The sequence below is a fragment of the Hymenobacter radiodurans genome, assembly GCF_004355185.1.
GTDB lineage: Bacteria > Bacteroidota > Bacteroidia > Cytophagales > Hymenobacteraceae > Hymenobacter > Hymenobacter radiodurans.
Window position 1 is genome coordinate 3,521,816 of sequence record NZ_CP037922.1, and the last position, 22,534, is coordinate 3,544,349.

The 22,534-nt window shown below is 53.6% G+C and carries 21 protein-coding genes and 1 tRNA gene; 13 read left to right on the forward strand and 9 right to left on the reverse strand.

The annotated features are described in order from the left end of the window. Positions 1–79: 79 nt before the first annotated feature. From EPD59_RS16085 to EPD59_RS16095, 3 genes are all read right to left on the reverse strand, one after another. Positions 80–2,050: a glycosyltransferase family 2 protein gene (locus EPD59_RS16085; RefSeq protein WP_133273674.1), complete on the reverse strand. Its 1,971-nt coding sequence runs from the start codon at positions 2,048–2,050 to the stop codon at positions 80–82. A gap of 189 nt (positions 2,051–2,239) precedes the next feature. Further along, positions 2,240–2,848, reverse strand: coding sequence for a recombination mediator RecR (gene recR / locus EPD59_RS16090; RefSeq protein WP_133273675.1), 609 nt, complete (start codon positions 2,846–2,848; stop codon positions 2,240–2,242). Positions 2,849–2,932: 84 nt separating this feature from the next. After that, positions 2,933–3,214, reverse strand: a complete 282-nt coding sequence (locus tag EPD59_RS16095) for an ATP-dependent Clp protease adaptor ClpS (RefSeq protein WP_084444557.1) — start codon at positions 3,212–3,214, stop codon at positions 2,933–2,935. A 161-nt stretch (positions 3,215–3,375) separates the two neighbouring features. On the opposite strand from EPD59_RS16095, the gene EPD59_RS16100 reads away from it, so the two are divergent. Continuing rightward, positions 3,376–3,933: a hypothetical protein gene (locus EPD59_RS16100; RefSeq protein ID WP_133273676.1), complete on the forward strand. Its 558-nt coding sequence runs from the start codon at positions 3,376–3,378 to the stop codon at positions 3,931–3,933. 55 nt (positions 3,934–3,988) lie between these two features. On the opposite strand, the gene EPD59_RS16105 is transcribed toward EPD59_RS16100, so the two are convergent. Together EPD59_RS16105 and EPD59_RS16110 are read right to left on the reverse strand one after the other, a co-directional pair. Beyond that, the gene (locus EPD59_RS16105; protein ID WP_133273677.1) at positions 3,989–4,660 is read right to left on the reverse strand and encodes a YceI family protein; all 672 of its coding nucleotides are present in this window, start codon (positions 4,658–4,660) and stop codon (positions 3,989–3,991) included. A gap of 49 nt (positions 4,661–4,709) precedes the next feature. Continuing rightward, positions 4,710–5,159 (reverse strand): MarR family winged helix-turn-helix transcriptional regulator, encoded by a 450-nt coding sequence (locus tag EPD59_RS16110; RefSeq protein ID WP_133273678.1) that lies wholly within the window; start codon positions 5,157–5,159, stop codon positions 4,710–4,712. Positions 5,160–5,565: 406 nt separating this feature from the next. Here EPD59_RS16110 and EPD59_RS16115 point away from each other — a divergent pair, with 406 nt between their 5' ends. The 3 genes from EPD59_RS16115 (at position 5,566) to EPD59_RS16125 (ending at position 7,791) form a co-directional block, all read left to right on the forward strand. After that, positions 5,566–6,345 carry a DUF3667 domain-containing protein gene (locus EPD59_RS16115; RefSeq protein ID WP_133273679.1) on the forward strand — a complete coding sequence of 260 codons (780 nt, stop codon included), beginning with the start codon at positions 5,566–5,568 and terminating at the stop codon, positions 6,343–6,345. Positions 6,346–6,439: 94 nt separating this feature from the next. Then, positions 6,440–7,210 carry a helix-turn-helix domain-containing protein gene (locus tag EPD59_RS16120; protein ID WP_165963632.1) on the forward strand — a complete coding sequence of 257 codons (771 nt, stop codon included), beginning with the start codon at positions 6,440–6,442 and terminating at the stop codon, positions 7,208–7,210. 74 nt (positions 7,211–7,284) lie between these two features. Continuing rightward, positions 7,285–7,791: an SgcJ/EcaC family oxidoreductase gene (locus EPD59_RS16125; RefSeq protein WP_133273681.1), complete on the forward strand. Its 507-nt coding sequence runs from the start codon at positions 7,285–7,287 to the stop codon at positions 7,789–7,791. 101 nt (positions 7,792–7,892) lie between these two features. Here the strand turns inward: EPD59_RS16125 and EPD59_RS16130 are convergent, their stop codons facing one another. Then, the gene (locus EPD59_RS16130) at positions 7,893–8,924 is read right to left on the reverse strand and encodes a dipeptide epimerase (protein ID WP_133273682.1); all 1,032 of its coding nucleotides are present in this window, start codon (positions 8,922–8,924) and stop codon (positions 7,893–7,895) included. A 201-nt stretch (positions 8,925–9,125) separates the two neighbouring features. Between EPD59_RS16130 and EPD59_RS16135 the strand changes: the two genes are divergently transcribed. The 4 genes from EPD59_RS16135 (at position 9,126) to EPD59_RS16150 (ending at position 14,784) form a co-directional block, all read left to right on the forward strand. Then, positions 9,126–10,541 carry a dicarboxylate/amino acid:cation symporter gene (locus tag EPD59_RS16135; RefSeq protein ID WP_133273683.1) on the forward strand — a complete coding sequence of 472 codons (1,416 nt, stop codon included), beginning with the start codon at positions 9,126–9,128 and terminating at the stop codon, positions 10,539–10,541. Positions 10,542–10,817: 276 nt separating this feature from the next. Continuing rightward, positions 10,818–11,468: a hypothetical protein gene (locus EPD59_RS16140; RefSeq protein WP_133273684.1), complete on the forward strand. Its 651-nt coding sequence runs from the start codon at positions 10,818–10,820 to the stop codon at positions 11,466–11,468. A gap of 265 nt (positions 11,469–11,733) precedes the next feature. Continuing rightward, positions 11,734–12,330 carry a hypothetical protein gene (locus tag EPD59_RS16145; protein WP_133273685.1) on the forward strand — a complete coding sequence of 199 codons (597 nt, stop codon included), beginning with the start codon at positions 11,734–11,736 and terminating at the stop codon, positions 12,328–12,330. 126 nt (positions 12,331–12,456) lie between these two features. Next, positions 12,457–14,784, forward strand: a complete 2,328-nt coding sequence (locus tag EPD59_RS16150) for a GAF domain-containing protein (RefSeq protein ID WP_133273686.1) — start codon at positions 12,457–12,459, stop codon at positions 14,782–14,784. A gap of 22 nt (positions 14,785–14,806) precedes the next feature. Here the strand turns inward: EPD59_RS16150 and EPD59_RS16155 are convergent, their stop codons facing one another. The 3 genes from EPD59_RS16155 to EPD59_RS16165 all read right to left on the reverse strand — a co-directional run bounded on the left by EPD59_RS16155 (position 14,807) and on the right by EPD59_RS16165 (position 16,604). Then, on the reverse strand, positions 14,807–15,493 hold the full coding sequence (locus EPD59_RS16155) for a phosphatase PAP2 family protein (RefSeq protein WP_133273687.1): 687 nt from the start codon (positions 15,491–15,493) through the stop codon (positions 14,807–14,809). A gap of 190 nt (positions 15,494–15,683) precedes the next feature. Next, positions 15,684–15,765: transfer RNA gene (locus EPD59_RS16160), tRNA-Leu, on the reverse strand. A gap of 119 nt (positions 15,766–15,884) precedes the next feature. Then, complete coding sequence (locus tag EPD59_RS16165; protein WP_133273688.1) at positions 15,885–16,604, reverse strand: phosphatase PAP2 family protein; 720 nt, start codon at positions 16,602–16,604, stop codon at positions 15,885–15,887. 122 nt (positions 16,605–16,726) lie between these two features. On the opposite strand from EPD59_RS16165, the gene EPD59_RS16170 reads away from it, so the two are divergent. The 5 genes from EPD59_RS16170 to EPD59_RS16190 all read left to right on the forward strand — a co-directional run bounded on the left by EPD59_RS16170 (position 16,727) and on the right by EPD59_RS16190 (position 22,478). Next, positions 16,727–17,416: a class I SAM-dependent methyltransferase gene (locus EPD59_RS16170; RefSeq protein WP_133273689.1), complete on the forward strand. Its 690-nt coding sequence runs from the start codon at positions 16,727–16,729 to the stop codon at positions 17,414–17,416. 157 nt (positions 17,417–17,573) lie between these two features. Next, entirely contained in the window at positions 17,574–19,394 is a 1,821-nt protein-coding gene (locus EPD59_RS16175) for a M61 family metallopeptidase (RefSeq protein WP_133273690.1), read from the forward strand. Between the two features lie 14 nt (positions 19,395–19,408). After that, positions 19,409–20,641 (forward strand): MFS transporter, encoded by a 1,233-nt coding sequence (locus EPD59_RS16180; RefSeq protein WP_133273691.1) that lies wholly within the window; start codon positions 19,409–19,411, stop codon positions 20,639–20,641. Positions 20,642–20,762: 121 nt separating this feature from the next. Continuing rightward, on the forward strand, positions 20,763–21,341 hold the full coding sequence (locus tag EPD59_RS16185) for a hypothetical protein (protein ID WP_133273692.1): 579 nt from the start codon (positions 20,763–20,765) through the stop codon (positions 21,339–21,341). A gap of 123 nt (positions 21,342–21,464) precedes the next feature. After that, a complete protein-coding gene (locus EPD59_RS16190; RefSeq protein ID WP_133273693.1) occupies positions 21,465–22,478 on the forward strand; it encodes an MBL fold metallo-hydrolase in 1,014 nt (337 codons plus the stop codon). The last annotated feature ends 56 nt before the right edge of the window (positions 22,479–22,534 follow it).

Sequence of the window (22,534 nt, forward strand, 5' to 3'; positions counted from 1 at the left end):
TTTGGAGACATACGAAAGTACGGATTCGAGTTGAACCGTTCCTTACATGCACACAACTCTATTTGAGAGGCTGCTACGGCTATTCCTGCCCCAGCCACCGAAAGCGGCGCACCAAGATATTAAGGTCAGTAGAGGGCGTATAATCTTTAGCATAGAGCAGCTCCAAGCGGCGGCGAGTGGCCTCAGGCAGCGGCGCGGCGGCCGTATCGGCAGAGTCGGCAGGAGAAAATACGGCCGGTGTGGTGCGGCGCGAGGCATCGGCATGGCGCAGGCCCACCCAGGTGCGCGTACCCAACAGAACCCGTAGACAGTTGCGCAGATAGCCCGCTTTTTCGCGGGCGAACCATACCAGCAACGGCGCCGCCAACAGTAAGCTCAAGCTGGTAAGCACGTCCAGCAGGCGCTTGGTGCGGGCACGTTGGGGCTGAAATAGGTTCAGGGCAATATCAAGGGCGTAATACTCGCCCGGCGCATCTTTCGAGGAGCTACCAATGATGTATTCACTGTCTTCGGGCAAAATCTTGTAGGCCACCGGCGGGTATTGCGGTAGCCGGATCATCAAGGAAATAATGCGGGTAGCCGACAGATCTTTGCCGCAGAAGATCAGCTCATCCAAGTCGTGAATTCGGATAATTTCATCAAGCTGATGGAGTTGGCCCAGCAAATAGCGACTTGGCGGAGCAGTTGGGTCGGCCACAGGAGTCACGTGGCCCACAATGCGCGCCTGTACGCTGGCCGTTTCAAGCAAGTGGCGCACGCGCCGACTTTCCTCTGCCGAGCCCACAATGGCGATTTTTTTCTGGTGGCTCTGCATCAGACGCAGGTTGCGATGCTGCACCACATGGCTCACTAGCCGCCGACCAATAAGGGCCATAATACTCCAAACGCCCCCCAGCAGAATCAGCGCATTGGAATAGCGATAAGACTCCAGAAAGTTGGAGCCCGCCGAGATAAGCACCGTACCAATCACAATGCCCCGAATGATGCGCCACGCACTGAAAGGCTTATCATAGCTACCACTGAGGTAAGCGCAACCCAGCCACACGAGCACGTAAGCCGGCACGACCACCTCCATCAGCGGGGATGGATAATCAGTTGGCCCTTGCTTCTGATACTCCTCCCAGTAGTTTTTCAGAAGATACATGCCGCCGTACAACAGGCCAGCATCCAACAGAATAGGCGCTATGCTCGTGAGTACGCGGCGCCCGACGGCCATGCCCGCGCGCAACCAGATGGCCAAATGAATGAGCAGGGAGAAAACGCCGGCCTGATTGGGAGCAAAATGCTTGCGGGCAAACACAATCATGGCCCGATAAAATACGAACACGTAGTTGACGCTCGTGCGCTTTGTACTTTCGCCTTTGTAGTGAATGATGCGCGTGCCGGGGAAATAGTAGTTTTTCCAGCCGCCCCGGGTGAGCCGATACGAGAGGTCAATATCCTCGCCGTACATGAAGTAATCCTCATCGAGCAGGCCAACGGCATCAAGGGCACTTTTGCGCAGGAGCATAAAGGCACCGCTCAGCACATCTACCTCGTGAGTTTGGTCTTTGTCGAGGTAGCCGAGGTGGTAGCGGCCAAAGGTGCGCGAACCGGGAAATAGCGCCGCTAGCCCAAAAACCTTGTAGAAAGCTACCCGCGGCGTAGGCAAGCCGCGCTTGCTTTCGGGCAAAAACTTCCCTTGCCCATCCAGCATCTTCACGCCCAGTCCGCCGCCGTCGGGGTGTTCGTCCAGAAACTCGCAGCAGGCGCGGAAGGTGTCTTCTTCCACTACGGTGTCGGGGTTGAGCAGTAGAACGTACTCGCCTTGGGCTTGCCGTATTGCTTGGTTGTTGGCCTTCGCGAAGCCGGGATTATGCTTGTTCTCCAGCAAGATGACCTCCGGAAACCGCGCCCGCACCATTGCCACGGAGCCATCAACGGAGTTATTATCGACTACAAATACCTCGGCGGGCGCATCCAGTTTTTGCAAAGCCCGCCGCACCGACAACAGCGTCTGGCTCAGGAAATAGCTGACGTTGTAGTTGACAATGATAACGGAGAGCTTCACGGTGGGTGGCAGCGGGAGTAGGAGGGGCCGGGGAAAGTTACGGACTAAACACCATCCCCAGATTCATATTTCACTTATCACGGAAGTTGCTCCGTGGAATTAGGCAAGAATAGCAGAAATAAAAAAGGCCTGCCGCGTACGACAAGCCTTTTCAAATGAGTTTAGTGGCCAAAAAAGCCCCCAGCGCGGCTAACGAGCCTGGCGCTGCCGCTCTACAATGCTGCGGCCCAAGGTTATTTCGTCGGCGTACTCCAATTCGCCCCCCACCGGGATGCCACGGGCAATGGTGCTGATGTGCACGTCGGGGAACTCACGGAGCTTACGGGTGAGGTAAAAAGCGGTGGTATCGCCCTCCATGGTGGGGCTGATGGCAAGAATAACTTCTTTGATTTCCGACTCCGGAATGCGCTTCAATAGCGAGTCAATCTGTAAATCGGAAGGGCCGATGCCTTCAATAGGGGAAATAACGCCCCCCAGCACGTGGTACACGCCTTGATATTGGCTGGTATTCTCAATGGCAATTACATCCCGAATGTCGGACACGACGCACACCATAGCGTGGTCGCGCAGCTTGTTAGCGCAAATGCTGCACTCCTCCGTATCGGCAATATTGTGGCAGGTGTGGCAATAGGTTATCTCAAAGCGCATTTTTGCCAGCGCCTCAGCCAGCGAAGCCGTGCTGTCGCTCTCCGCCTTCAGCAAGTGCAGAGCCAAGCGCAGAGCCGTTTTGCGGCCAATGCCGGGCAGCTTAGAAAGCTCCGCTACGGCGTTTTCTATCAGTTTGGAAGGAAACTCCATCTAAGTTGAATGAATGAACGGGCGAATGAGTAAGTGGGTGAATGTTTATCGCACTAATAGTCACCAACTCACCCTTGCAGCCATTTATAGAATATCGGCCGAGATACCACGGTCATGGATGGCAGTGCACATACCAGCCAGCTCATCGTAGGCGCCGTGCTTTACAGTGCACTGGCCTTTGTAATGAATCAGCAGGGTGCACTGTTCGGCCTGTTCGGGCTCGTGCCCGCACACATCGATGAGGGTTTTGATTACGTGGTCGAAGGTATTCACGTCATCGTTGTACACGATCAGGTCGCGAACGTCGATGGTTTCTTCGAGCAGTAAAACGTCCTCGTTATAGTCAATCTGCGGCTTGGTGTTCATAGCGCAAAAGTACGGATTATCAAGGAAAAAGGCGCAGATTTGGGCCCGCACCGGTCTAGTATAACCACCACGCGGGCAGATTCGTTTCGGGGTTTAGACAATCATTTATAGTGTAGCGCACAGCGTCAGACACGGCGGTCCGCTTGCCCCTCCTCCCTCCTATGCCCGTTCCCTCCACAGATTTTAAAAAAGCGCTAAAGCAACTCCCCGATAAGGAAAAAGAAGCCTTGTTGCTGCGCGCGGTGCGCCGCGACGCGGAGCTCTACGAAACATTCGCCTACGAGCTGCTGCCCGATGTGACCGTGGAGCAGGTGTATGAGCAAACCGCCGACCGCATTCACGAGCTATTCAACGTGGCCGTTACGGGGCGGCTGCTCAACCGCAGCCTCAATAAAGCGCTGAGCAAAGCCACCAAAGAAACCGCCCGCGCCCGCCGCATTACCAAAGACAAGCGCCTCGAAATCGACCTGATTCTGTATACGCTGCGCCTGATTTTTGACAACTACACCGGCCAGTTTGATAGCCCTTACAACGGTTTTTACGTCAGCACCGCCCGTATGGCAACGCGGGCGGTGCAGCTTGTGCTCACCAACCTGCACGAGGATTTGTGGCTGGAATACAAATCGGAACTAGACGACTTTCTGACCCAGTTGCACAACCGTAGCAAAAGCCGAAACCTACGCTTCGAGCTGCCGCGCGAGCTGGTTATACCGGACTAAAAAAGCCCCCAGACTAGGTCTGGGGGGCTTTTTTGACTTAGTGAAATTGGGCTACTTAGTTAGCAGCAACGCCATTGCCTTTCTTGGCAATTACGTTGAAGCTCAACGTGAACTCGTCGTAGATAGCTTTGTCGCCAATGCCTTCGAAGAACGACTTCGAGCCGTATTTGATGTCGTACTTAGTGCGGTCGATAGTAGCAACGCCCGTGGCAGCAGCCATACCGTTCTTCACGCCAATTTTAGCGGGGAAAGTGATTGGCTTGGTAATGCCTTTGATGGTCAGGTCGCCGGTGATAGTGGCGTTGTTGGCATCGGCAGCAGCACCTTTAATAGGCGTGATGTTCGTGATTTTGAAGGTAGCCGTTGGGTTTTTCTCCACACCGAAGAAGTCATCAGCCTTCAGGTGACCTACCAACTTGCCATTGCTGTCAGCATCCTTCAGGTCGGTTACTTTCAGCGAGTTCATATCTACCACGAAAGTGCCGCCTACGAGTTGGTTGCCGCGCACCAGTACGTTGCCTTCTTTGAACTGTACATTACCGCTGTGCTCGCCGGTTACTTTTTTACCTACCCAACCCAAGGTGCTGAGCTGAGGCTGAACTGCGTAAGCCGCGCCAGCAGCTTTGGCCGTACCGGGAGTAGTTTTCTTAACGGCTGGCTGTTGAGCCATTGCGGGAGCAGTAAACAGAGCAGCAACGAAGAGGGCTGACAGAGCAATTTTTTTCATGATTGAGAGAGAAAAAATGGAGAATTAAATTTGAGTTAACTGAGAGCCGTCAGTCACGGATTTTATCAAGCAAGTCGCTGAGTTGAGCGGCTTCTTCGGGGGTAAGATTGTGCAGGCCCGTATTCTGATGACTAACCACGCTTTCCATATTGCGCAGCAGCTCTAGTCCAGCTTCGGTAATATGAATATCGACGGCGCGGCGGTTGCTGGGGCACACGGTGCGGGTAGCTAAATTTTTGGCAACCAGTTTATCCACAATACGGGAGGCGTTACTGGTTTTGTCCAGCATCCGCTCAATCAGCAGATTTACGGTTGAAGCCTTGGGGTGCTGACCGCGCAGAATGCGTAAAACATTGTACTGCGGCAGCGTAACGTCAAACTCGCGGAAAGCCGCTGCCTGACGCAGTTGGATCCAGCCCGTGGTGTATATCAAATTGATATGGGCTTTTTGGTAGTCGTCTTTGAATGTTGGCTGTTTGATTTCGTCTTCGATTTTCATGAGCGTTGGCATACTCCTGCCCAATGATGCTACAAATATATGTACATACATTTAATGTTGCAACATAGTTTGCAAGAATATTTTTTTTATTAAGTATTATATATATTAATTATCGTCACATTGTTTCAAGGTCAGCAAGCTTAAGACTGTTTTATCTCGTCTCAGGATCAAACATAGGCGAAAGTCTCTATTACGCTGCGGAAGTTGCATGGCCCCAGCCCGACTGACTACCGCGGGCGTTTTGTTAATCAGCAATCCGATACCTAATTTAATACGCTATCCAGCAACAGGTTAGCCAACCTTAGAAACAGTTATTTCATTCACTTAAGGGCAATATCAGAGAGGCCATTTAGCATGCTCACGATGAAAAGCCGATCAATCAGAATGACTCTTCTCGTTGCCCGTCATGTCAACTGATACTACTGCTGCCTGTTTAAATTGCCAGCAGCAGCTTTCTGCTGGCTCTTTCTGCCCTAACTGCGGGCAGCGCCGCCCCCACCGCCTTACGGTAGGTCATGTGGCGCACGAGGTGTTCCACGTTTTTACCCACGCCGACAATACCATTCTGGGATACATACCGCAGGTATTATTCAATCCGGGCCGGGTGGTAGAAGACTATCTGGCGGGCCGACGCAAGCGTTACTTCAACCCGTTCCAATTTCTGCTGCTGGTGCTGGGCCTGACTACCTTAGTAGCCGTGGCCTTGCATTACTATGAAGCCACGGGCCTCGAAATACAGCAGCGGCTTGCCGGTCGAATGCCGGCTGCCGAACTGGCGCGCATGGTGCAGTACTTTCATTACCTAGGCAAATATTACAACCTATGGTGGTTGCTGCTGGCTCTGCCCATGTACTCATTTTTTACGTGGCTGGTGTACCGCAGCCGCGGCGTCAACTACGCTGAAGCTTTCTTCGTGCACGTTGTCATCGGCTCGGCCGCCAACCTCTATTCCGTTCTGATATTATTGGGAATATGGCTCGCGGACCTTAAAGCCTCGGCCAGCACCAATATTAACAGCAGCTTGCAGGTAGTTGTCGGGTTGCTTTACCTGATTTTTATAGGCAAGCACGCCTTTGAGCTTAGCTGGCCGGGCGCAATATGGCGGGCCTTCTTAGCCGTTCTGCTCAGTATGGCTGGCAGTTATGCTATCAATACATTGGCCTTCCGCTGGTACGTATTTGGGTAAGGCACGCATTTGAGTGAGAGTTATGGTAAAACCATTCTGCCAATTTTACCGCCCCTGTGCTGCGCTTCAACCCTTCGTCAGCAACTACATGCTCATGCATGTTCAGTTGAATCCGTGTGCGCCTAGGGTGGTAAATCCTTATCCTACCAACCCAGAGCAATGCTTATTTTTCTACGCTCGCGACCCCATTGAAATATTTAACTATCGTAAAGGCCAAGAAATTACCAGCCCCTATAGCGTGATAGTTGGCCCCCAAGTAGCGCGGGTAAACCTGCGGATGGGCTATAATCAGCTCACAATAAAGGTGGGTTTTCAGCCTGGGGGGCTTTTTCGGCTGTTTCGCACTCCCATGTGGCAGTTGCTTGATCAGACGGTGGATAGCTATGATTTGGTAGGGCGCGAAATCAACCAAGTGAATGAGCGACTGCAAGCGCTAAACGACTACGCGCAGATGATTGCCTTGGTAGAAACCTACCTGCTGAGCAAAGTAGCCGCGCTCAAAACCGACGCGCACGCAGTAGATAAACTAGCGCAACTCATGCTGCAGAGCCATTCACGGCAGTTCTCCCTAGACTGGTTAGCTGATCAAGCCTGCCTGAGTTCACGCCAGTTTGAGCGAAAATTTTTAGAACGTATTGGCATGAGTCCAAAGCTATTTATGCGCATCGTTCGTTTTGCGCAGGCTTACCGCTTAAAGGACCGGCAGCCGGAGCTTGATTGGCAAGATATTGTACAGCAGTGTGGCTACTACGACCAGATGCACTTGATAAAGGATTTCAAGCTGTTTGCCGCCGTCACGCCTACTATTCTCCTAAAAGAAGAAGCTGCTTCTCCCCTGCGGCTCTTTGCGGGCAGCCCGTTTTAAACGTCGTTTTTTTACTATTTCTCCCCTGGCTGGCTCTCTACCTTCGATTCATCACTTTAAAACGATGAAACGAAATGAAAAAGCTACTCAGTCTCCTTCTGATTTTGTGCCTGGCCGCCACTACTCATGCCCAAACCACTACCAAGTATTCAGCCGATGAGAAGGCGGTTCTGCAAGTAAATGAAGGCATTGCCGAGGCATGGAACAAGCACGATACGGACCTGTATTTCAGTTACTTTGCCCCCGATGCGCAGTGGGTAAATGTGGTGGGCATGTGGTGGCGCAATGCAGCGGAGCACAAATACGCCCTGGACATCTTCATGAAGGTCATGTTCAACAAAACCAAGCATAACATCCTGCAAACGGAGGTGAGAATGCTGCGGCCCGACTTAGCCTTGGTGCGCCACAACTGGGAGTTGGAAGGCTGGGTAATGCCCGATGGCCGCGACATGAGCGATGTATCCACCGGCGTAATGACGCTAATGCTTGAAAAACGCAAAGGCAAATGGCTTGTCATCGACGGACACAACACATCCATTGATAAAAAGGCCCAGGACCCTGTATTGACAATGAAGAAATAAGGGCCGGTAAGAAAATGATAGCCGCTCGCCTAGGTTATTTCTAGCGAGCGGCTGCCCTATTTCAATTGCTACCCATAAAGCAGAATACTTGTTGGGAAACGCTACTTCTCAAGATCAGGGACAGCGGTTTGAGCCCGAAGCAGGCCGTTCGTTTCCTGCACCAGCCCAAATGGCTCGTCGCGGATGATGATGAACCCATCTAGGTCGCATACTTGGGCTTGGCTGCTTATCTGCATTGCCCCCCAGATGCCCAGCGTCGTTTCCACCATGCAGCCAATCATCGTATCAAGGCCGTGGGCGCGGGTTTGCTGGAGTAGGCGCAACCCGTTGCGGTAGCCACCGGCTTTCATTAGCTTCATATTCACACCGTGAAACTGCTGGGCGATGTCGGCAAAATCGGCGTCGTTGGTTACCGACTCATCGGCGAAAACCGGATACGGTGAGCGGCTGCGTAGGTAGCGGTAGTGGTCGGTGCAGGCAGCAGGCAAGGGCTGCTCCAGCAACCGAACCGCAAGGCCGGGCAGGGGGGCAATTTTTTCCAGAAACTGCAACAGCGCATCGGCGTCAGTCCAGGCTTCGTTGCCATCAATAATCAGTTGGCGACCTGGGAGCGCGCGTGTTACCTCGCGTAGAAGGTCGTAGCCGCTGGCTTGATCAACCTTTATTTTAAGAATCGAAAAACGCCCCATATCCTGCTCCTGGATGAAGCTTGCCACATCGCCGGGGGGCATAATGGGGAGCGTAAGCGCAGTAGGAACGGACGCCGCCGGTTCGGGCAAGCCCAGCACCGCCGCCACCGATTGCCCCGTATGCGCGGCCTGCCAGTGCACGTAGGCCGATTCCAAGGCGAAGCTCAGGGCGTGCGCTACGGAGTGATGTACCAAGAACTCCGTGAGTTCATCCAATGAGGTTACGCGGCTCAGTCCATCAGCAGCCAAGCGCTCAAACTCAGCTTGCAGTCCCTCCGGCGACTCACCGTAGCGCACATTGGGTGCGGCCTCGCCCCAGCCTACAGCACCGCCAGCTTCTTGCTGCACCCGTACCAATAGGTTGGTTTTGGCAGTAGAAGCGTTGCGCGATATTTTCCAGGTGTAGCGTAGCGGCAACTCACGCGTTTCGATGGTCCAGAGCATGAAATAGAGTATTGAGGCTGGCCGCCAGCATATCACGACCGAGCGCAAAGCTACTTTTATACGGCACTAAAATCAGCGCTGCAGCGCACTATAAAAAGCCCCCCGCCACGATTAAATAGCTGCACACTATGCAAACCCTCTAACTGTTGACTGAAAACTTATCTTTGCTGACAATCCCCAGTAATCTCCACCCTACTCTGCATGAAGTTTTCGCGCATCGTTCCGCTCATTCTGATTCTGTCCTTGGTGGCCATTGTGCTCACCGTGCTGTCAGCTTATAATATAGTGGCGCTGCCGCTCGCTGTGCCCCGCATAGCCCGCTGGCTAGCCCTGGCCGCAATGGTAGTATATGCCTATCAGCGCCGCTCCCTTACTTTCTGGATAGTCGTCAGCATGTTCGTGGGGGCCGAAATTGGTAATGACTATCCGGTTTTTGCCCAAAACCTGAAGGTGCTCAGCGACGTGTTTCTGCGCTTAGTAAAAACCATTATTGCTCCTCTGGTTTTTGCCACGCTGGTGGTAGGCATCGCTGGCCACGCCGATTTGAAGCAGGTAGGCAAAATGGGTATTAAAGCGCTAGTGTACTTTGAGGTTGTTACTACGTTTGCTCTCTTCATCGGCTTGGCAGCCATTAACTTGAGCAAAGCCGGCGTCGGCATCAGCCAAGCCGGAGCTGATACAAGTGAGAAACTGCAAACCGTAGAACAATCTACTTCCGATATTATTCTACACATCTTCCCCGAAAATATTGCCAAGTCGGTAGCGGAAGGGCAAGTTTTACAGGTAGTTGTGTTTGCTATCATCTTCGCAATTGGCTTGGCCATGGTGCACGGCAAGCACCGCCGGCCGATGCTGGAGGTGATGGAAAGCCTGTCGGAGGTTATGTTCAAATTCACCAATGTGGTGATGTTTTTTGCCCCCCTGGGCGTCGGTGGTGCCCTGGCTTATACTGTGGGTAAAATGGGTTTTGCGCCGCTGTTCAACGCTTTTCAGCTTCTGCTTACCCTGTATGTGGCGCTCATTGCCTTTTTGCTGATTGTACTGCTTCCTATTGCCTTTTTCGCCCGTATTCCGATTAAGCGCTTTATCCAAGCCATTGCAGAGCCAGTAAGTATTGCCTTTGCCACTACCAGTTCGGAGGCCGCATTACCGCGGGCCATGGAAGCAATGGAAAGCATCGGGGTGCCGCGTCGCATCGTGGCCTTCGTCATGCCGACTGGCTATTCCTTTAATCTTGATGGCACCACGCTTTACCTTTCGCTCGCAGCCGTATTTGTGGCACAAGCGGCGGGCGTAGAACTAAGCTTCGGTCAGCAATTGGTCATGGTATTTACGCTGATGCTTACCAGCAAAGGCGTAGCTGGCGTGCCCCGCGCTTCTCTCGTTATTCTGCTGGCGACGGTAGCTTCTTTTAACCTCCCCTCGTGGCCAGTCTTTATCATTCTGGGCATCGATGCGCTCATGGATATGGCCCGTACTGCCGTGAACGTAATCGGTAACTGCCTAGCAACAGCCGTAGTAGCTCGTTGGGAAGGTGAGTTTGTAGACAACTATGTAGCCCCGCCCGTCGATGAACTCGCCGAAGCAGACAGTGCCCTAGCGCAGCACACTCACTAATTTACTCGACGACTAACTTGTCATTCAATAGATTGTCGATTTAACGACACTGGGTTGAGTTGCTAAATTATTAGAATAATGAAAGAGGCCTACTTAGAAATAAGTAGGCCTCTTTCATGTGCAAAACATTAGCCTACCGTATACATAGGCAATCTGGTATTTAATCAATTAAATGTATTATTTATTGAATAACCGTATATAACGCTTCATATTCGGTGCTAAAGTTGTCTTATTTTTGATATAGCCATGCGCTTATCGCTCTGAATGACAACGCTTATGAGACACACTCTACGGTACTTAGTTTTCTTTCTACTGTCAGGAATTATCCTAGCAAGCTGCAAATCGGCGGATAAAGTATTGTTTAAAGCCACGCCAGCCAGCCTTACCAGCCGCTTGCCAGCTCTGCAGGTCGATGTTGACAATAGTCTACTCATGGTATCGGAGGCCACCGAGTATGACGATGCGCGTAAGATGTTTGAACAGGAGCTGAATCAAAACATCATTGATGCTGATGACAGTACCAAGTTTGGCTACGTGAAGCTTCAAATAATGGAAGCGTCGGTGTCTCGCCCAAGGAGGGCCGTGCAGGTTTTTCAGATGATGACCTTGCTTACGCCTTCTATGCTGGGCGTGCCGCTGGGCTGGTATTGCAGTCGGGTGAGAGCCGAAGTGCAACTCTATGATGCGCATGGCGAATTGCTGGGCACGTATGCCGGCACGGGCCAATCGTCGGTGCGGGTGGCGATGTACCACGGATATTCCCAGAGCGACGCTCCCCGCCTAGCCGATATAATAGCGCTTCGCCATGCACTCGACCAGATTCGGCCCCAACTGGAAGTAGACGCCGCCGCCCTAAAAACTGAATTCGCAAATCGTGGTCCCGTCGAAGTTATCATGGGCCAGACCGTAGCCACGAGCCCACACTAAAAAAAGCCCCCAGCAACGTTACTGGGGGCTTTTTTATGAAACTCCCTGAAGCGGCTGATGCCTCAAACAATGGCGGATACTCCCCTTTGTCCAGACAAGCCAGGCTACATTATAACCGGTAGCGTCGCGCCCAAAGTCCACAATGAGCCAAGTTAAGAGCCTCTGAAGAAGTTAGCAGACTTTCTCACAGCGATGTTCGTTAAGCGATTGCGCTGGGGGGCTTTTCTCCTACTATCCTCGGCGCAGCTACTTATCTTTACCGGCTATGAGGCGTAACTTATTTACTTGGATGCTGGGGCTATTGGTAGCTATGGCAGTAAGTGCCTGCTGCGGCAGCGTATCCTGCGAGTGCGACGATACCCTGGAAGATGCTGTCTATTTTCAGTTTAACCTCGCTGACTCGTTGGGCGCCACTGGCTTCCGCGCTGCCGATGTAGATACCGTCGTGCTAGTACGCTACCCATATGTTGATCCGTTGGTACAGCTGCCACCAAACGCGCCCGAAGTACCCAATGATACCGCCCGCATTATTCGCTCGCGCAGCCTGGCCGCCGAGCCTATCGTGCTCAATACTTCCGCACCCTTCACTGCGGGCGGCGGGCGCAAACTTGATGCGTACAAGTATCAGCTATTTGTCGTTCGCCATTTTTCAGCCGGCATCAGTCCTCAACCGGTTTACTTCTCGCTTGACTCCATCAGCCTAGCAGGTAGATTTGTAGGTGATGGCTGCTGCACCTGCTATCAAAACGAGGGCAAAAAGCTGCGCGTGACAAAGGCCGAAAAACCTGGCACTTCGGGCACAATTATAGATATAACCTCAGCCGTAGGTGCCGAGCCCAAGCCCGTTGTTCTTAGCCGCTAGCGTACTGGTAATGAACGTGTGACTAACGGCATTCAGACTTACTTATCTTGCGTATACTAACAGTGCCGTGCTAATTGGCTGCTGTTCGTAAATCAATTAATCATTACCGGGGTTATACGCTTTGTCATGCTGAAAGAACTATCACCCCACGTCGCCACGGCCTTTCCTTTCACCACTACCCTGAGTCTGGAGCCGCTGATTGCGTACTGGCACGCCCGTGAAACCGATCCAAATCCGGGGGTGGCGCTCTTGGCTCGCTCCATCGGCGAGCAGGTGGCCGCCGCCGAGTGGGCGCGTGGCCCTATCATCGACCACGCTACCATTGAGTGCAACTGCGACTTAGTGGAAACGCTGATGCTGGCCGTTATTCCGGCGGCGTCTTTTCATACAGCCATCAGCGGCGTTATTCCGCCTTTCCAACGCTACAGCTTCTATCATACGCCGCGCTTTGCGGAAGTGCTCCTCAATCCACAGCAGAACATTAAGCAGCCCCTGAATGTGGATGCGCGCACCATGGAAGTTTACATGGCGCGAATGGCTTATGCCCTGATTCTGGATAAGATATACGGCGTACAGTTGCCTATCACGGGCTCCATTACGTTTACTGTTCCCGATTATAACATCGGCCTGTATCGGCACTACAGTGTCGATTTTGACTCTACCTTTCTGGATGTTCGCCTGCTTGGTGAGCGGCCCGCGCTAACGTCGGCGCAGCTGGATACGCTGACGCACAACCTGCACCGCACCGACTTATGGCAGGAGCTTTTGCCCCCCAGCAGCTTTGAGCTAGTTGGCTTTAACATCCTGAACCTGGCGGATGTAACGGAGCAGGAAATTCTCTCGGAGCTGAAGTACGACCTGCTGGAGCGCGATGTACTGCAAGCCTCCGACCGGCTGGAGCAGATTCAGGAAAAGCTGCGGGTGCTATTTGGCCGCCCTTTTTTACAATTGGGCATTGCGGCCTACGATGAGAAGAAAAAGGCCTTCGTTGACTTTGGCCGCAAAATCAACCACAGCTTTCTGACCAAGCAACTGGCTCACCAAGAGGCAGGTAGCGGCTTCCGCCAAATCTATTCCCAGCTTTGGCAAGACCGCCAGCCGCTGGTACTGGAAGATGTGGAGCAGGCTGATATTCCCGAAGATTTGCGTCAGCAAATTCTGGGCATTGGCATTCGCAGCGCCATTCTAGCCCTACTGCCGTACGGCGACGACACGGTGGGCTTGCTTGAACTGGGCTCGCCGAACGTGAACGATCTGGACGAGTTTTGCCTAGAGAAAGTAAATCAGTTTGTGCCTCTATTCGCGGTGGCTGTAAAGCGCAATGCAGAAGAGATTCAGACGCGCGTGCAGGCAATTATTAAGGAAAAATTCACGGCCATCCATCCCACCATGGAATGGCGCTTCACCGATGCAGCCCTGAACCTGCTGGCCAAGGTGGAAGAAGGCAATAAGAACGCTGAGATAGAGCCCATTGTGTTTCATGACGTGTATCCGCTACACGGCTCCAGCGACATTCGCAGCAGCAGTACCGCTCGCAACGACGCCATTCAGGGTGACTTGATCGAGCATCTTACTTTGGCTAATAAAGTGCTGAAAAAAGCCTCCGAGTTTCAGGCGCTGCCTATTCTGGATGAGCTCAAGTTTTACGTGTCGAAGCACCTGCGCCGCCTGCGGCAAGGTATTTTGACTGGTGATGAAGTAAGCATTTTCGAGTCGCTGAAGACGGAAGTAGAGCCCCTGTTCGATTATTTGTCTCAGAATACTCCCGATTTGCGACCTGTCATTGCGAATTATTGGTCTAATATGGACCCTGATCTGGGTATTCTGTATAAGCGCCGCAAGGAGTTTGAGCAAAGCGTAACGCTGCTCAATGATACCGTAAGCGACTACCTTGATGAGGAAGAGGAAAAGGCGCAGGAAATGTTTCCCCACTACTTTCAGCGCCTCAAAACCGACGGTGTAGAGCACAACATTTACGTAGGTGCTTCGCTGGTAGAGAACAAGCCTTTTGACTTGGTTTTCCTAAAAAACCTGCGCCTGTGGCAGTTGCTGGTAATGATAGAAATTACTCGCCGGACGACTGCGCTTCGGGATCAGCTACCGGTGCCACTAGAAACCACCCAGCTGATTCTTATTCATGGTCAGCCGCTTAACATCCGTTTCCGCCTTGATGAGCGGCAGTTTGATGTGGATGGCGCCTACAACATCCGCTATGAGATTATCAAGAAGCGGATTGACAAAGCCACTGTATTGGGCACTGGCGAGCGACTAACGCAGCCAGGCTATATTGCCCTCGTTTACGCGCAGCAGCGCGAAGCTGATGAGTATCTGGAGTACCTCGATTATTTGCAAGACCGCGGCCTTTTGGAGCCGGAAGTAGAAGAGTTAGAATTGGAAGAATTGCAGGGCGTAAAGGGTCTGCTGGCGCTTCGGGTGAAAGTGAAGCTCGGCTAAATGAGTGGATGAAGAAGTGAATTCAATCAGTCACTTCTTCCTCCAATATGGCTTTCTCGCGCCACCATAGGTGCAAGCCTGCCCGCAGTAGAATGAGCCACGCCAAACCTGCGGCGAAACCTGCCAGCACATCCGTAAAGTAGTGCACGTGCAGATACACCCGGCTCATGCCAATCAGAAAGGCCCACAGAAATAGTAGCGCCGCCCAGGCCGGGTGGCGGCGATGACGCCACAGCAGCCAGGCCAAACAGCCATACAGTGCTAACCCAATCATGGCGTGGCCGCTGGGAAAGCTCAGACCATACTGCTGCAACAAGGCAGTATCGGGGCGCAGACGGTGGAAATGGGTTTTTAGTAATTGATTAAGTAGTGCCGCACCCGCAATAGCCCAAAACACTTCCAACCCTTCGCGACGGTGGTTGCGTAGGGCTAGGCCTGCTGGCAACAGAATGGCAGTAGCCACCAGAAACGGCGCTGAAGCAAAAAACGTAATTCCGCGGATCCACGGCGTGAGTGCGGGCCACTGGGCTCGGTGGGCATCCATCCATTGGAAGGCAGCTTCATCGAGTGCCCCCGACTGCTGCTCAAAGACGATACGTGTCAGGTAAAAAAACACCACAAACGCTGCCAGAAACAGCACACTCACCAGCACAATCTCTACTGTTAGCAGCCCTAAAAGCTTCAGGAGTTTGGTGGTGAGGGTTTTCATACCGGAAAATAGCGCTTCAACTGTTTTCTTCTCATCATTCTTTCCTCTGAAGAATGAGCAAGCCAGCTTTTTAGCGTTTAGGTTTTATACCTGAGTCTTGTACATCAAAGCCCAAAAACGGATTCTGGGGGGCTTTTCGCTGGCCCAAAAACAAAAAAAGCTGACCCTCATGGGTCAGCTTTTTTTGTTGTGCGCTCGGGGAGACTCGAACTCCCACACCTTGCGGAACTGCCGCCTGAAGACAGCGCGTCTACCAATTTCGCCACAAGCGCAGCATTAGTTAACTGGCACTTTCCTCATTGGAGGTGTCTTTTAACGCTGCAAAGATAGGAGCAGCCGAGGCTTTTCGACAATTCTTTTCTCAAAAATTTCTACCCAACAAGCTCCTAGCTTAGCTTGCAGGCTGTTCTTCAAGGGATTGCAAGCGGCGAGCAAGACGTTTTTTTGTCTGGATTTCAAGGCGCCGAAGCACTGGAATTGCGACTAGCAACCAGACTATGCCAGCGGTGAAGCCAGCCAGCACGTCGGTGGCGTAGTGCACCCGCAGATACACGCGCGTTAGGCCAATGAGCAGAATTAAGGAGCCCAAGAGAGTAATCAGAAGCCAGCGCCAGATGGGGCGGCGCACGTGGGTATATACCAGATAAATCAGCAGACCATAGAAGGAAGCACTGATCATGGCGTGGCCGCTGGGAAAGCTGAGCCCGGATGCGGAGGTAAGCGGCAGCAACGGCCGCGGCCGATTGTAAAAACTCTTGAGTACCAGATTGAGGGAGATGCTACCGAGCGCGACGACTGGAACCAGAAGCGAATACCACCGATGGCGGCGGCGCAGCAGAAACCAGCCAATCAGGGCTAATGCTACCGCGGTAATGAAATTGCGGGAGGCCAGAAATGTGATAGTTTCGACCCACACCTGCCGCTCGGGCCCCAGCAGATTACGTGCCCAGCGAAATGCCTGCGCATCAAAATGAGCCGCGTCCTGATCGAATACCTCTCGACTGACAGCCAAAAAGAATAGTACGCCCACAACTCCCAAAGTGAGCGTAATGGCAAATTCGGTGATGAATAATAACAAGCCCGCCAATATGCGGCGCAACGTATTCGTCATAAAGGGTAACTACGGGTGCTGAAGTGAGTACGCTGCAAACTTTGGTATGTTTACGCAACGCAGGCAGGGAAGCGTTGGGTATCAGTGCCTTGGTTAAAAGCGGTTTTTGAAGCTGCCGCCGCTTGCTTTCAATAACTACACCATCCACGTCAAACGCGGTACTCATCGAACGCAGATCCGGCTCTTTCGACTTTGTAGCGGCCTTTTACGATCCGCTGGCCCGCTTGGTGTTTGGCTCGGCTTTGCAGCGGGCACAGCAAGCGGCATTAGCACATTTGCCCCCCGCCGCGCCGTACATCCTGATTGTGGGTGGCGGTACGGGCTGGGTACTACTCGAAACGCTAAAGCAGCGGCCCACGGCGCGCATTCTGTACCTAGAAGCCTCGGCGGTGATGCTGCGCAAGTCGCAGGTATTGTTGGTGCAACAAGCGCCTGCTCAGGCTGCGCAGGTTGAGTTTAGGCTCGGTACAGAGGCAGATTTGCCCCCCGACGCCCAGTTCGACGCACTACTCACGTTTTTTCTGCTCGATTTATTTACTCTTCCTGATTTGAGGCAGCTGCTCCAGCGTTTGCAAGCAGTTTGTAAGCCCGGCGCGACATGGCTGGTGGCTGATTTTTGCCCCCCACAAGTGTTGTGGCAACGCGGGCTCCTGAAGGTGATGTACACGTTTTTTCGCCTTACAGCCAACCTTAAGGCTCGGCGTCTGCCGCCATGGCCCGAGGAGGTGGCGCGGCTAGGGCTGAGTCGGGTAAGTCGGGAGCATTTCTTTGGTGGGCTGATAGAGGCTTCCGCTTTCCGGTTTCCTTCCTAATGCTTCTTTGCTAAAAAAACTGCTGGCCTTTTGGTCTAAAAAGCTCGTTTGGGCAGAGTTTGCGCATTGGGGGGCTTTTTAGAATATATATTCCGCTAAAGGGTCTGAAAATTCACCCATTTTTACCTTTCCAACCTTCCTATTCACACCTGTTCCTATGCGGAAAATTGCTACTTCCCTCTTCGCTATTCTCGCTATTTCCAGTGCCGCGCTTGCCCAAACGCCGGTGCAATACACTGTGGCTTTTCCGAATGCAGTGCACCACGAAGCGCAAGTGACGGTGGTTTTTTCCGATCTAAAACCCGGTTCGTTACAAGTTCGGATGGCGCGCAGCTCGCCCGGCCGCTATGCCTTGCATGAGTTTGCCAAGAATGTATATGCCGTAAAAGCCACCGATTCCAAAGGCAAAGCCTTGACCATCACGCGCCCTGATCCATCGGGCTGGGATGTTGCCGGCCACGACGGCACCGTGCGCTTCAGCTACACGCTTTTCGGCGACCGTACCGATGGCACCTACGCGGGCATCGACGAGCGCCACGCCCACCTGAATATTCCTGCTACGTTGGCTTACGCTCGCGGCCTCGAAGAGCGCCCTGCCCAAGTGCGGTTCGACTTGCCTACCGGCTGGCAGGTAGCCACTCAGCTGCGCCCCGAAGCAGCCACCAACACGTTTTTTGCCCCCCACCTGCAATACCTCATGGACTCGCCCACTTCCTTGGGTGCTCAGCAGGTGCGCACGTGGCAAGAGCAAGGCAAAACCATTGAGCTGGCGGTGCTACATGAGGGCACGGCCGCTGAACTGGATTCCTACGCCGACCAGACGAAGAAGATTGTGCGCGAGGCCAGCGCTGTTTTTGGTGAGTTGCCGGCTTTCGATTACGGTCGTTATACCTTCATTGCCAACTACTTCCCCCAGACCAGCGGCGACGGTATGGAGCATCGCAACTCCACCTCTCTCACCAGTTCCCGCCCGTTGCGCGGCCAACAGGCAATTGATAACCTCGGCACCGTATCGCACGAGTTTTTTCACGCCTGGAATGTGGAGCGCATTCGGCCTAAGTCGCTGGAGCCGTTTGAGTTCGACCGCGCTAATCAGAGTGAGGCGCTGTGGTTCGCAGAAGGATTTACGATGTATTACGGCGATTTGCTGTTGCGCCGCGCCGGCGTTCTGACAGAGACGCAGTACATGCAGGAGCTGACAACCATCGTCAATAGCATGGTGAATTCGCCGGGTGCCAGCTCCTACTCGCCGGTGCAGATGAGCCAGCAGGCGCCTTTCGTGGATGCCGCGGCGGCCATCGACCCAAATAACCGCATAAATACTTACCTCTCTTATTACACCATTGGAGGAGCCAATGCGCTGGCGCTCGACCTGATGCTGCGCCAGAACTATAAGACCGATCTGGACACTTACATGCGTGCTATATGGCAGCAACATGGTAAAGCTCAGCAGAATTTTGCCCCCCAGCGCCCCTACACGCTCCCTGATTTGCAGCGTATTTTGGGCGAGGTAGCCCGCGACACGGCTTTTGCCGGACAGTTTTTCCGCACTCATATTACTGGCCACGAACTACCCAAGTATGAAGAGCTATTGGCTCCGGCTGGCCTGCTGGTACGCCGCGCTCGTCCCGGCCAACCCTCTTTGGGGTTTGTAGACCTAACTTTTGCCCCTCAGGGCGCTACAATCAACGGCAGCACTTTGGTCGGCAGTCCGCTTTACATAGCCGGCATCGATCGGGAAGACGTACTGCTAAAGCTCGACGGCAAGAAGCTTAAGGATCGGGAGGAAATGCAGAAACTACTTAAAAAACACAAGCCTGGTGACGTGGTACCCGTAGAGGTACGCACTCGCACCGGCGTGCGCACCGTACAAGTAACACTGGCTGAGGTACCAGCGGTGGAAGTGGCACCAGCTCCCACGGCTACGCCCGAGCAACTGGCGTTTCGGGCGGCATGGCTGGGCAGTAAGGTAAAGTAGGGAGGCTTACTGTTTTGATTCAAAACTCCCGTCTTGCGCTTATTTACGCGGTTATTCTGCTCGATGTGATTGTGGGCTCGGCTATCGGACCGATTCTGCCAGAGTATGTGCGCGCGTTGCCGCAACCGCAGCTTTGGCTGTCGCTGGGTACGGGGTTGTTTCTGGGAGTACAGCTGTTTTCGGCCCCGCTCCTGGGTCGCCTTTCCGATGGCTACGGCCGCCGTCCCATTCTGATTTTGTCGGCGGCAGGAACCTTGCTGGCCACGGCTTTGCTGCTGCCGGTGCGCACGGGTTTGTACTTCGTCAATCGGCTGAGCGATGGCCTCACCAACGGCATGTATTCCACTATTCGCTCCGCCATTACCGATATTTCGAACAAAGACGACCTGTTCAAAAACCTGGGCATTGAGGGGGCAATCATTTCTTTGGGCTTCGTGCTGGGCCCCATGGCTTCGGGCCTGCTCCTAACCACCCTGGACGTGCCCCCAGCCGAGGAAGCAACCTATGTGGCAGCCTTGGCGGTGAGTTTGGCCGCGGTGAATGTGGTGCTTAGCTTTCTTCTCCCCGAAACTCACCGCCAGCGCTCACCCGTGCGCGGGGCCGAGTTGCGCGCCGAGCTAAGCCGCGGCCTGAACCCCTTGACGCTCTGGGCCCGGCTGCGCGCCAACGATACCCCAAGTGGCGACCTGCGGCGCATCGTACTCATGCAAGTGGCGCTCACGCTGAGCACGGGATATTATTTTTACTTCGTGCCCTTTGTGAGCTTAGGCGAGCAGCAGATGAATGCGCAAGAAATATCCTACTTCTTTATGTTCTTCGGCACGTTGAGCATTGGGCTTAACTATGTATTCTACACCTACTTTGCCGACCGCATCAATCAACAAAGGGCTATTTTCTGGTTGGCGGCGCTGGGCGTGCCGGTGCTAGCGGCCTACGGACTTATCGGATCGTCGCGGGTGGGCCTATACGTGCTGGTCACGCTGGATTGCATGACCTTTTCCCTGATCCAGGGCTTGCTGGAAGGCCTACTAGCCCAACGCACCACGGAGGCAAATCGGGGCGAAGTTTTTGGCCTGAATCAGGCGTTGCAGGGATTGGCCAGCTTCGCAACCACGCTGGTATTCGCTGGTTTGTCGGTGCTGGATTTGCGGCTGCCGTGGGCTTGGTTTGCGCTGTGCCTAGCGGCCGTGGCGTGGCAGGCACGCCGGGGAGCAGCGTTGGGCCCCGTAACTCAGCCGTCAATCTAAAGCACTACCAAGGGCTTTTCTTTGCTGGAAAGAGCAACCAATTCGGCCTAAGTAGGGTCTGATAGTTTGCGGCTTCGTACCTTGAAGCTGCTTTCCAGATTTGCGTTTCTTGTTTCGACCTATGCTATCTAAAGTATCTGCTTTCCTTATTGGAGCCTGCCTTTTTCTCACAGGCAGCGCCCTGGCCCAAACGCCCATTGAGGCAGGAGCGAGTCCGGCAGCGCCTAGCTTGCTACGCTCACGCGTGTCGTACAATCTGGATGCGGGCGCTACCTTCGCGGGACGTTATGGCTCTGCTACTTACCTAAGTCCCACGGCCAGCTACCAAGTGAATAACCGTCTGCGTTTGTTTACCGGCCTCACGTTTCTGCGCATGTTACCGGGCGCCGTTTATTCCCGATCCTCCGATAACCTTCTGGCTACAACGCCGATGGTTACCAATCATTACCTAATGCAGGCGGGCGCTGAATATGCGCTGAGTCCGCGCGTGTCGCTGACCGGCACCGCTTGGCGCGATTTCTCAAATTTGCCCCCCGCACCCGGCATTCGCGGCTTTAGTGGCGGCAACATGGGCTCAGGCTTCAATATGCGCGCCGACTACAAAATCACGGAAAACATTTCCGTTTCGGGTGGCGTGCGCTACTCAACGGGTGCAACGCCCGGCCTTGGTATGGGCCCCGGCTATCCGTATGGCTGGTAACCCTTTGCACTATTCCAAACACTAAAAAAGCCCCCCAGCCACGGTTGGGGGGCTTTTTTAGCTTTCTGAACGGGTTGTTTGTTTACCTTTCTACGTCGCTTCCAACTTCTATTTCGCCTTTTTATGGCCGCTCACACTACGTATCGTCGCAACGAGAACCTGAAAACCATTCGCCCCAATTATCCTGGTAACAAGATGATTGGTAGCGAGTTCTGCAACGGCGAAGTACTGTATGAGCCCAAATTCAGCAACGTAATCCGCTGGCAGCTAACCGAGAACCCGCAAAAAGCCGAGAAGAAAGCGGACACGTGGGCGCCTGCCGTTGTGCCGTGCGCCGATGCTTTCACCTCCTCCGATGACATGCTGGTGTGGCTGGGTCACGCCACCTTTCTGTGGCGGGTAGCGGGCATCACGCTGCTTTTCGACCCAGTACTGTACTCATCTTTGGGGCTTCGTCACCGACACGCGCTGCCTTGTCGCCCCGAAGACATCAAGGGCATTGACTACCTGCTCCTTTCCCACGGTCACCGCGACCATCTGGATGAGGCTTCCATCAAGACAATAGTCCGGCAGAACCCCAATATGCAGGTGCTCGCTCCGCTTAATATGACCAAACTACTGCGCGGCATGGCTCCCAATGTGTCAGTGCAGGAAGCGGGTTGGTGGCAGCAATATAATCTGGGGGGCAATTCTGGGCTAGAAATTACCTACTTGCCCGCCTCGCATTGGCACCGCCGCGGCCTTACAGATATGAACCACATACTTTGGGGCAGCTTTATGCTGCGCGTGGGAGACAGGCTGCTCTACTTCTGTGGCGACAGTGGCTTCGGGGGGCATTTTGAGGAAATAGAAAAGCAATTTGGCCCCCTTGATGTCTGCATAATGCCTATCGGGGCTTACAAGCCATCCTTTATGATGCAGCTCAGCCACATGGACCCGCACGAGGCCGCAAAAGCCGCCAATATTCTGCGCGCCGGCCACGTTGTTCCCATGCACTACGGCACCTTCGACCTCTCCGATGAGCCTGCCTCTGAGCCCCTACGCACCCTTCAAGAAGTAGCCAACGGCCAAATGCTGCGGGGCGAGTTGCATGCCCCGGCCGTAGGTGAAATTATGCGCTGGCAGGACTGGGAATAGCTGATCTGCACAAGCGGCGAAAACAGATACGGCTGAGTGACTGTTGTGTGGAGCTA

Excerpts from the sequence above, each read along its gene's own strand:
- EPD59_RS16135 (WP_133273683.1), top strand. The coding sequence starts at position 9,126 with ATGAAGTTTTCGCGCATCGTTCCGCTCATTCTGATTCTGTCCTTGGTG.
- recR (WP_133273675.1), bottom strand. The coding sequence starts at position 2,848 with ATGGAGTTTCCTTCCAAACTGATAGAAAACGCCGTAGCGGAGCTTTCT.
- EPD59_RS16125 (WP_133273681.1), top strand. The coding sequence starts at position 7,285 with ATGAAAAAGCTACTCAGTCTCCTTCTGATTTTGTGCCTGGCCGCCACT.
- EPD59_RS16130 (WP_133273682.1), bottom strand. The coding sequence starts at position 8,924 with ATGCTCTGGACCATCGAAACGCGTGAGTTGCCGCTACGCTACACCTGG.
- EPD59_RS16095 (WP_084444557.1), bottom strand. The coding sequence starts at position 3,214 with ATGAACACCAAGCCGCAGATTGACTATAACGAGGACGTTTTACTGCTC.
- EPD59_RS16155 (WP_133273687.1), bottom strand. The coding sequence starts at position 15,493 with ATGAAAACCCTCACCACCAAACTCCTGAAGCTTTTAGGGCTGCTAACA.
- EPD59_RS16105 (WP_133273677.1), bottom strand. The coding sequence starts at position 4,660 with ATGAAAAAAATTGCTCTGTCAGCCCTCTTCGTTGCTGCTCTGTTTACT.
- EPD59_RS16150 (WP_133273686.1), top strand. The coding sequence starts at position 12,457 with ATGCTGAAAGAACTATCACCCCACGTCGCCACGGCCTTTCCTTTCACC.
- EPD59_RS16185 (WP_133273692.1), top strand. The coding sequence starts at position 20,763 with ATGCTATCTAAAGTATCTGCTTTCCTTATTGGAGCCTGCCTTTTTCTC.
- EPD59_RS16115 (WP_133273679.1), top strand. The coding sequence starts at position 5,566 with ATGTCAACTGATACTACTGCTGCCTGTTTAAATTGCCAGCAGCAGCTT.
- EPD59_RS16165 (WP_133273688.1), bottom strand. The coding sequence starts at position 16,604 with ATGACGAATACGTTGCGCCGCATATTGGCGGGCTTGTTATTATTCATC.
- EPD59_RS16110 (WP_133273678.1), bottom strand. The coding sequence starts at position 5,159 with ATGAAAATCGAAGACGAAATCAAACAGCCAACATTCAAAGACGACTAC.
- EPD59_RS16175 (WP_133273690.1), top strand. The coding sequence starts at position 17,574 with ATGCGGAAAATTGCTACTTCCCTCTTCGCTATTCTCGCTATTTCCAGT.
- EPD59_RS16100 (WP_133273676.1), top strand. The coding sequence starts at position 3,376 with ATGCCCGTTCCCTCCACAGATTTTAAAAAAGCGCTAAAGCAACTCCCC.
- EPD59_RS16145 (WP_133273685.1), top strand. The coding sequence starts at position 11,734 with ATGAGGCGTAACTTATTTACTTGGATGCTGGGGCTATTGGTAGCTATG.
- EPD59_RS16190 (WP_133273693.1), top strand. The coding sequence starts at position 21,465 with ATGGCCGCTCACACTACGTATCGTCGCAACGAGAACCTGAAAACCATT.
- EPD59_RS16120 (WP_165963632.1), top strand. The coding sequence starts at position 6,440 with ATGCATGTTCAGTTGAATCCGTGTGCGCCTAGGGTGGTAAATCCTTAT.
- EPD59_RS16140 (WP_133273684.1), top strand. The coding sequence starts at position 10,818 with ATGAGACACACTCTACGGTACTTAGTTTTCTTTCTACTGTCAGGAATT.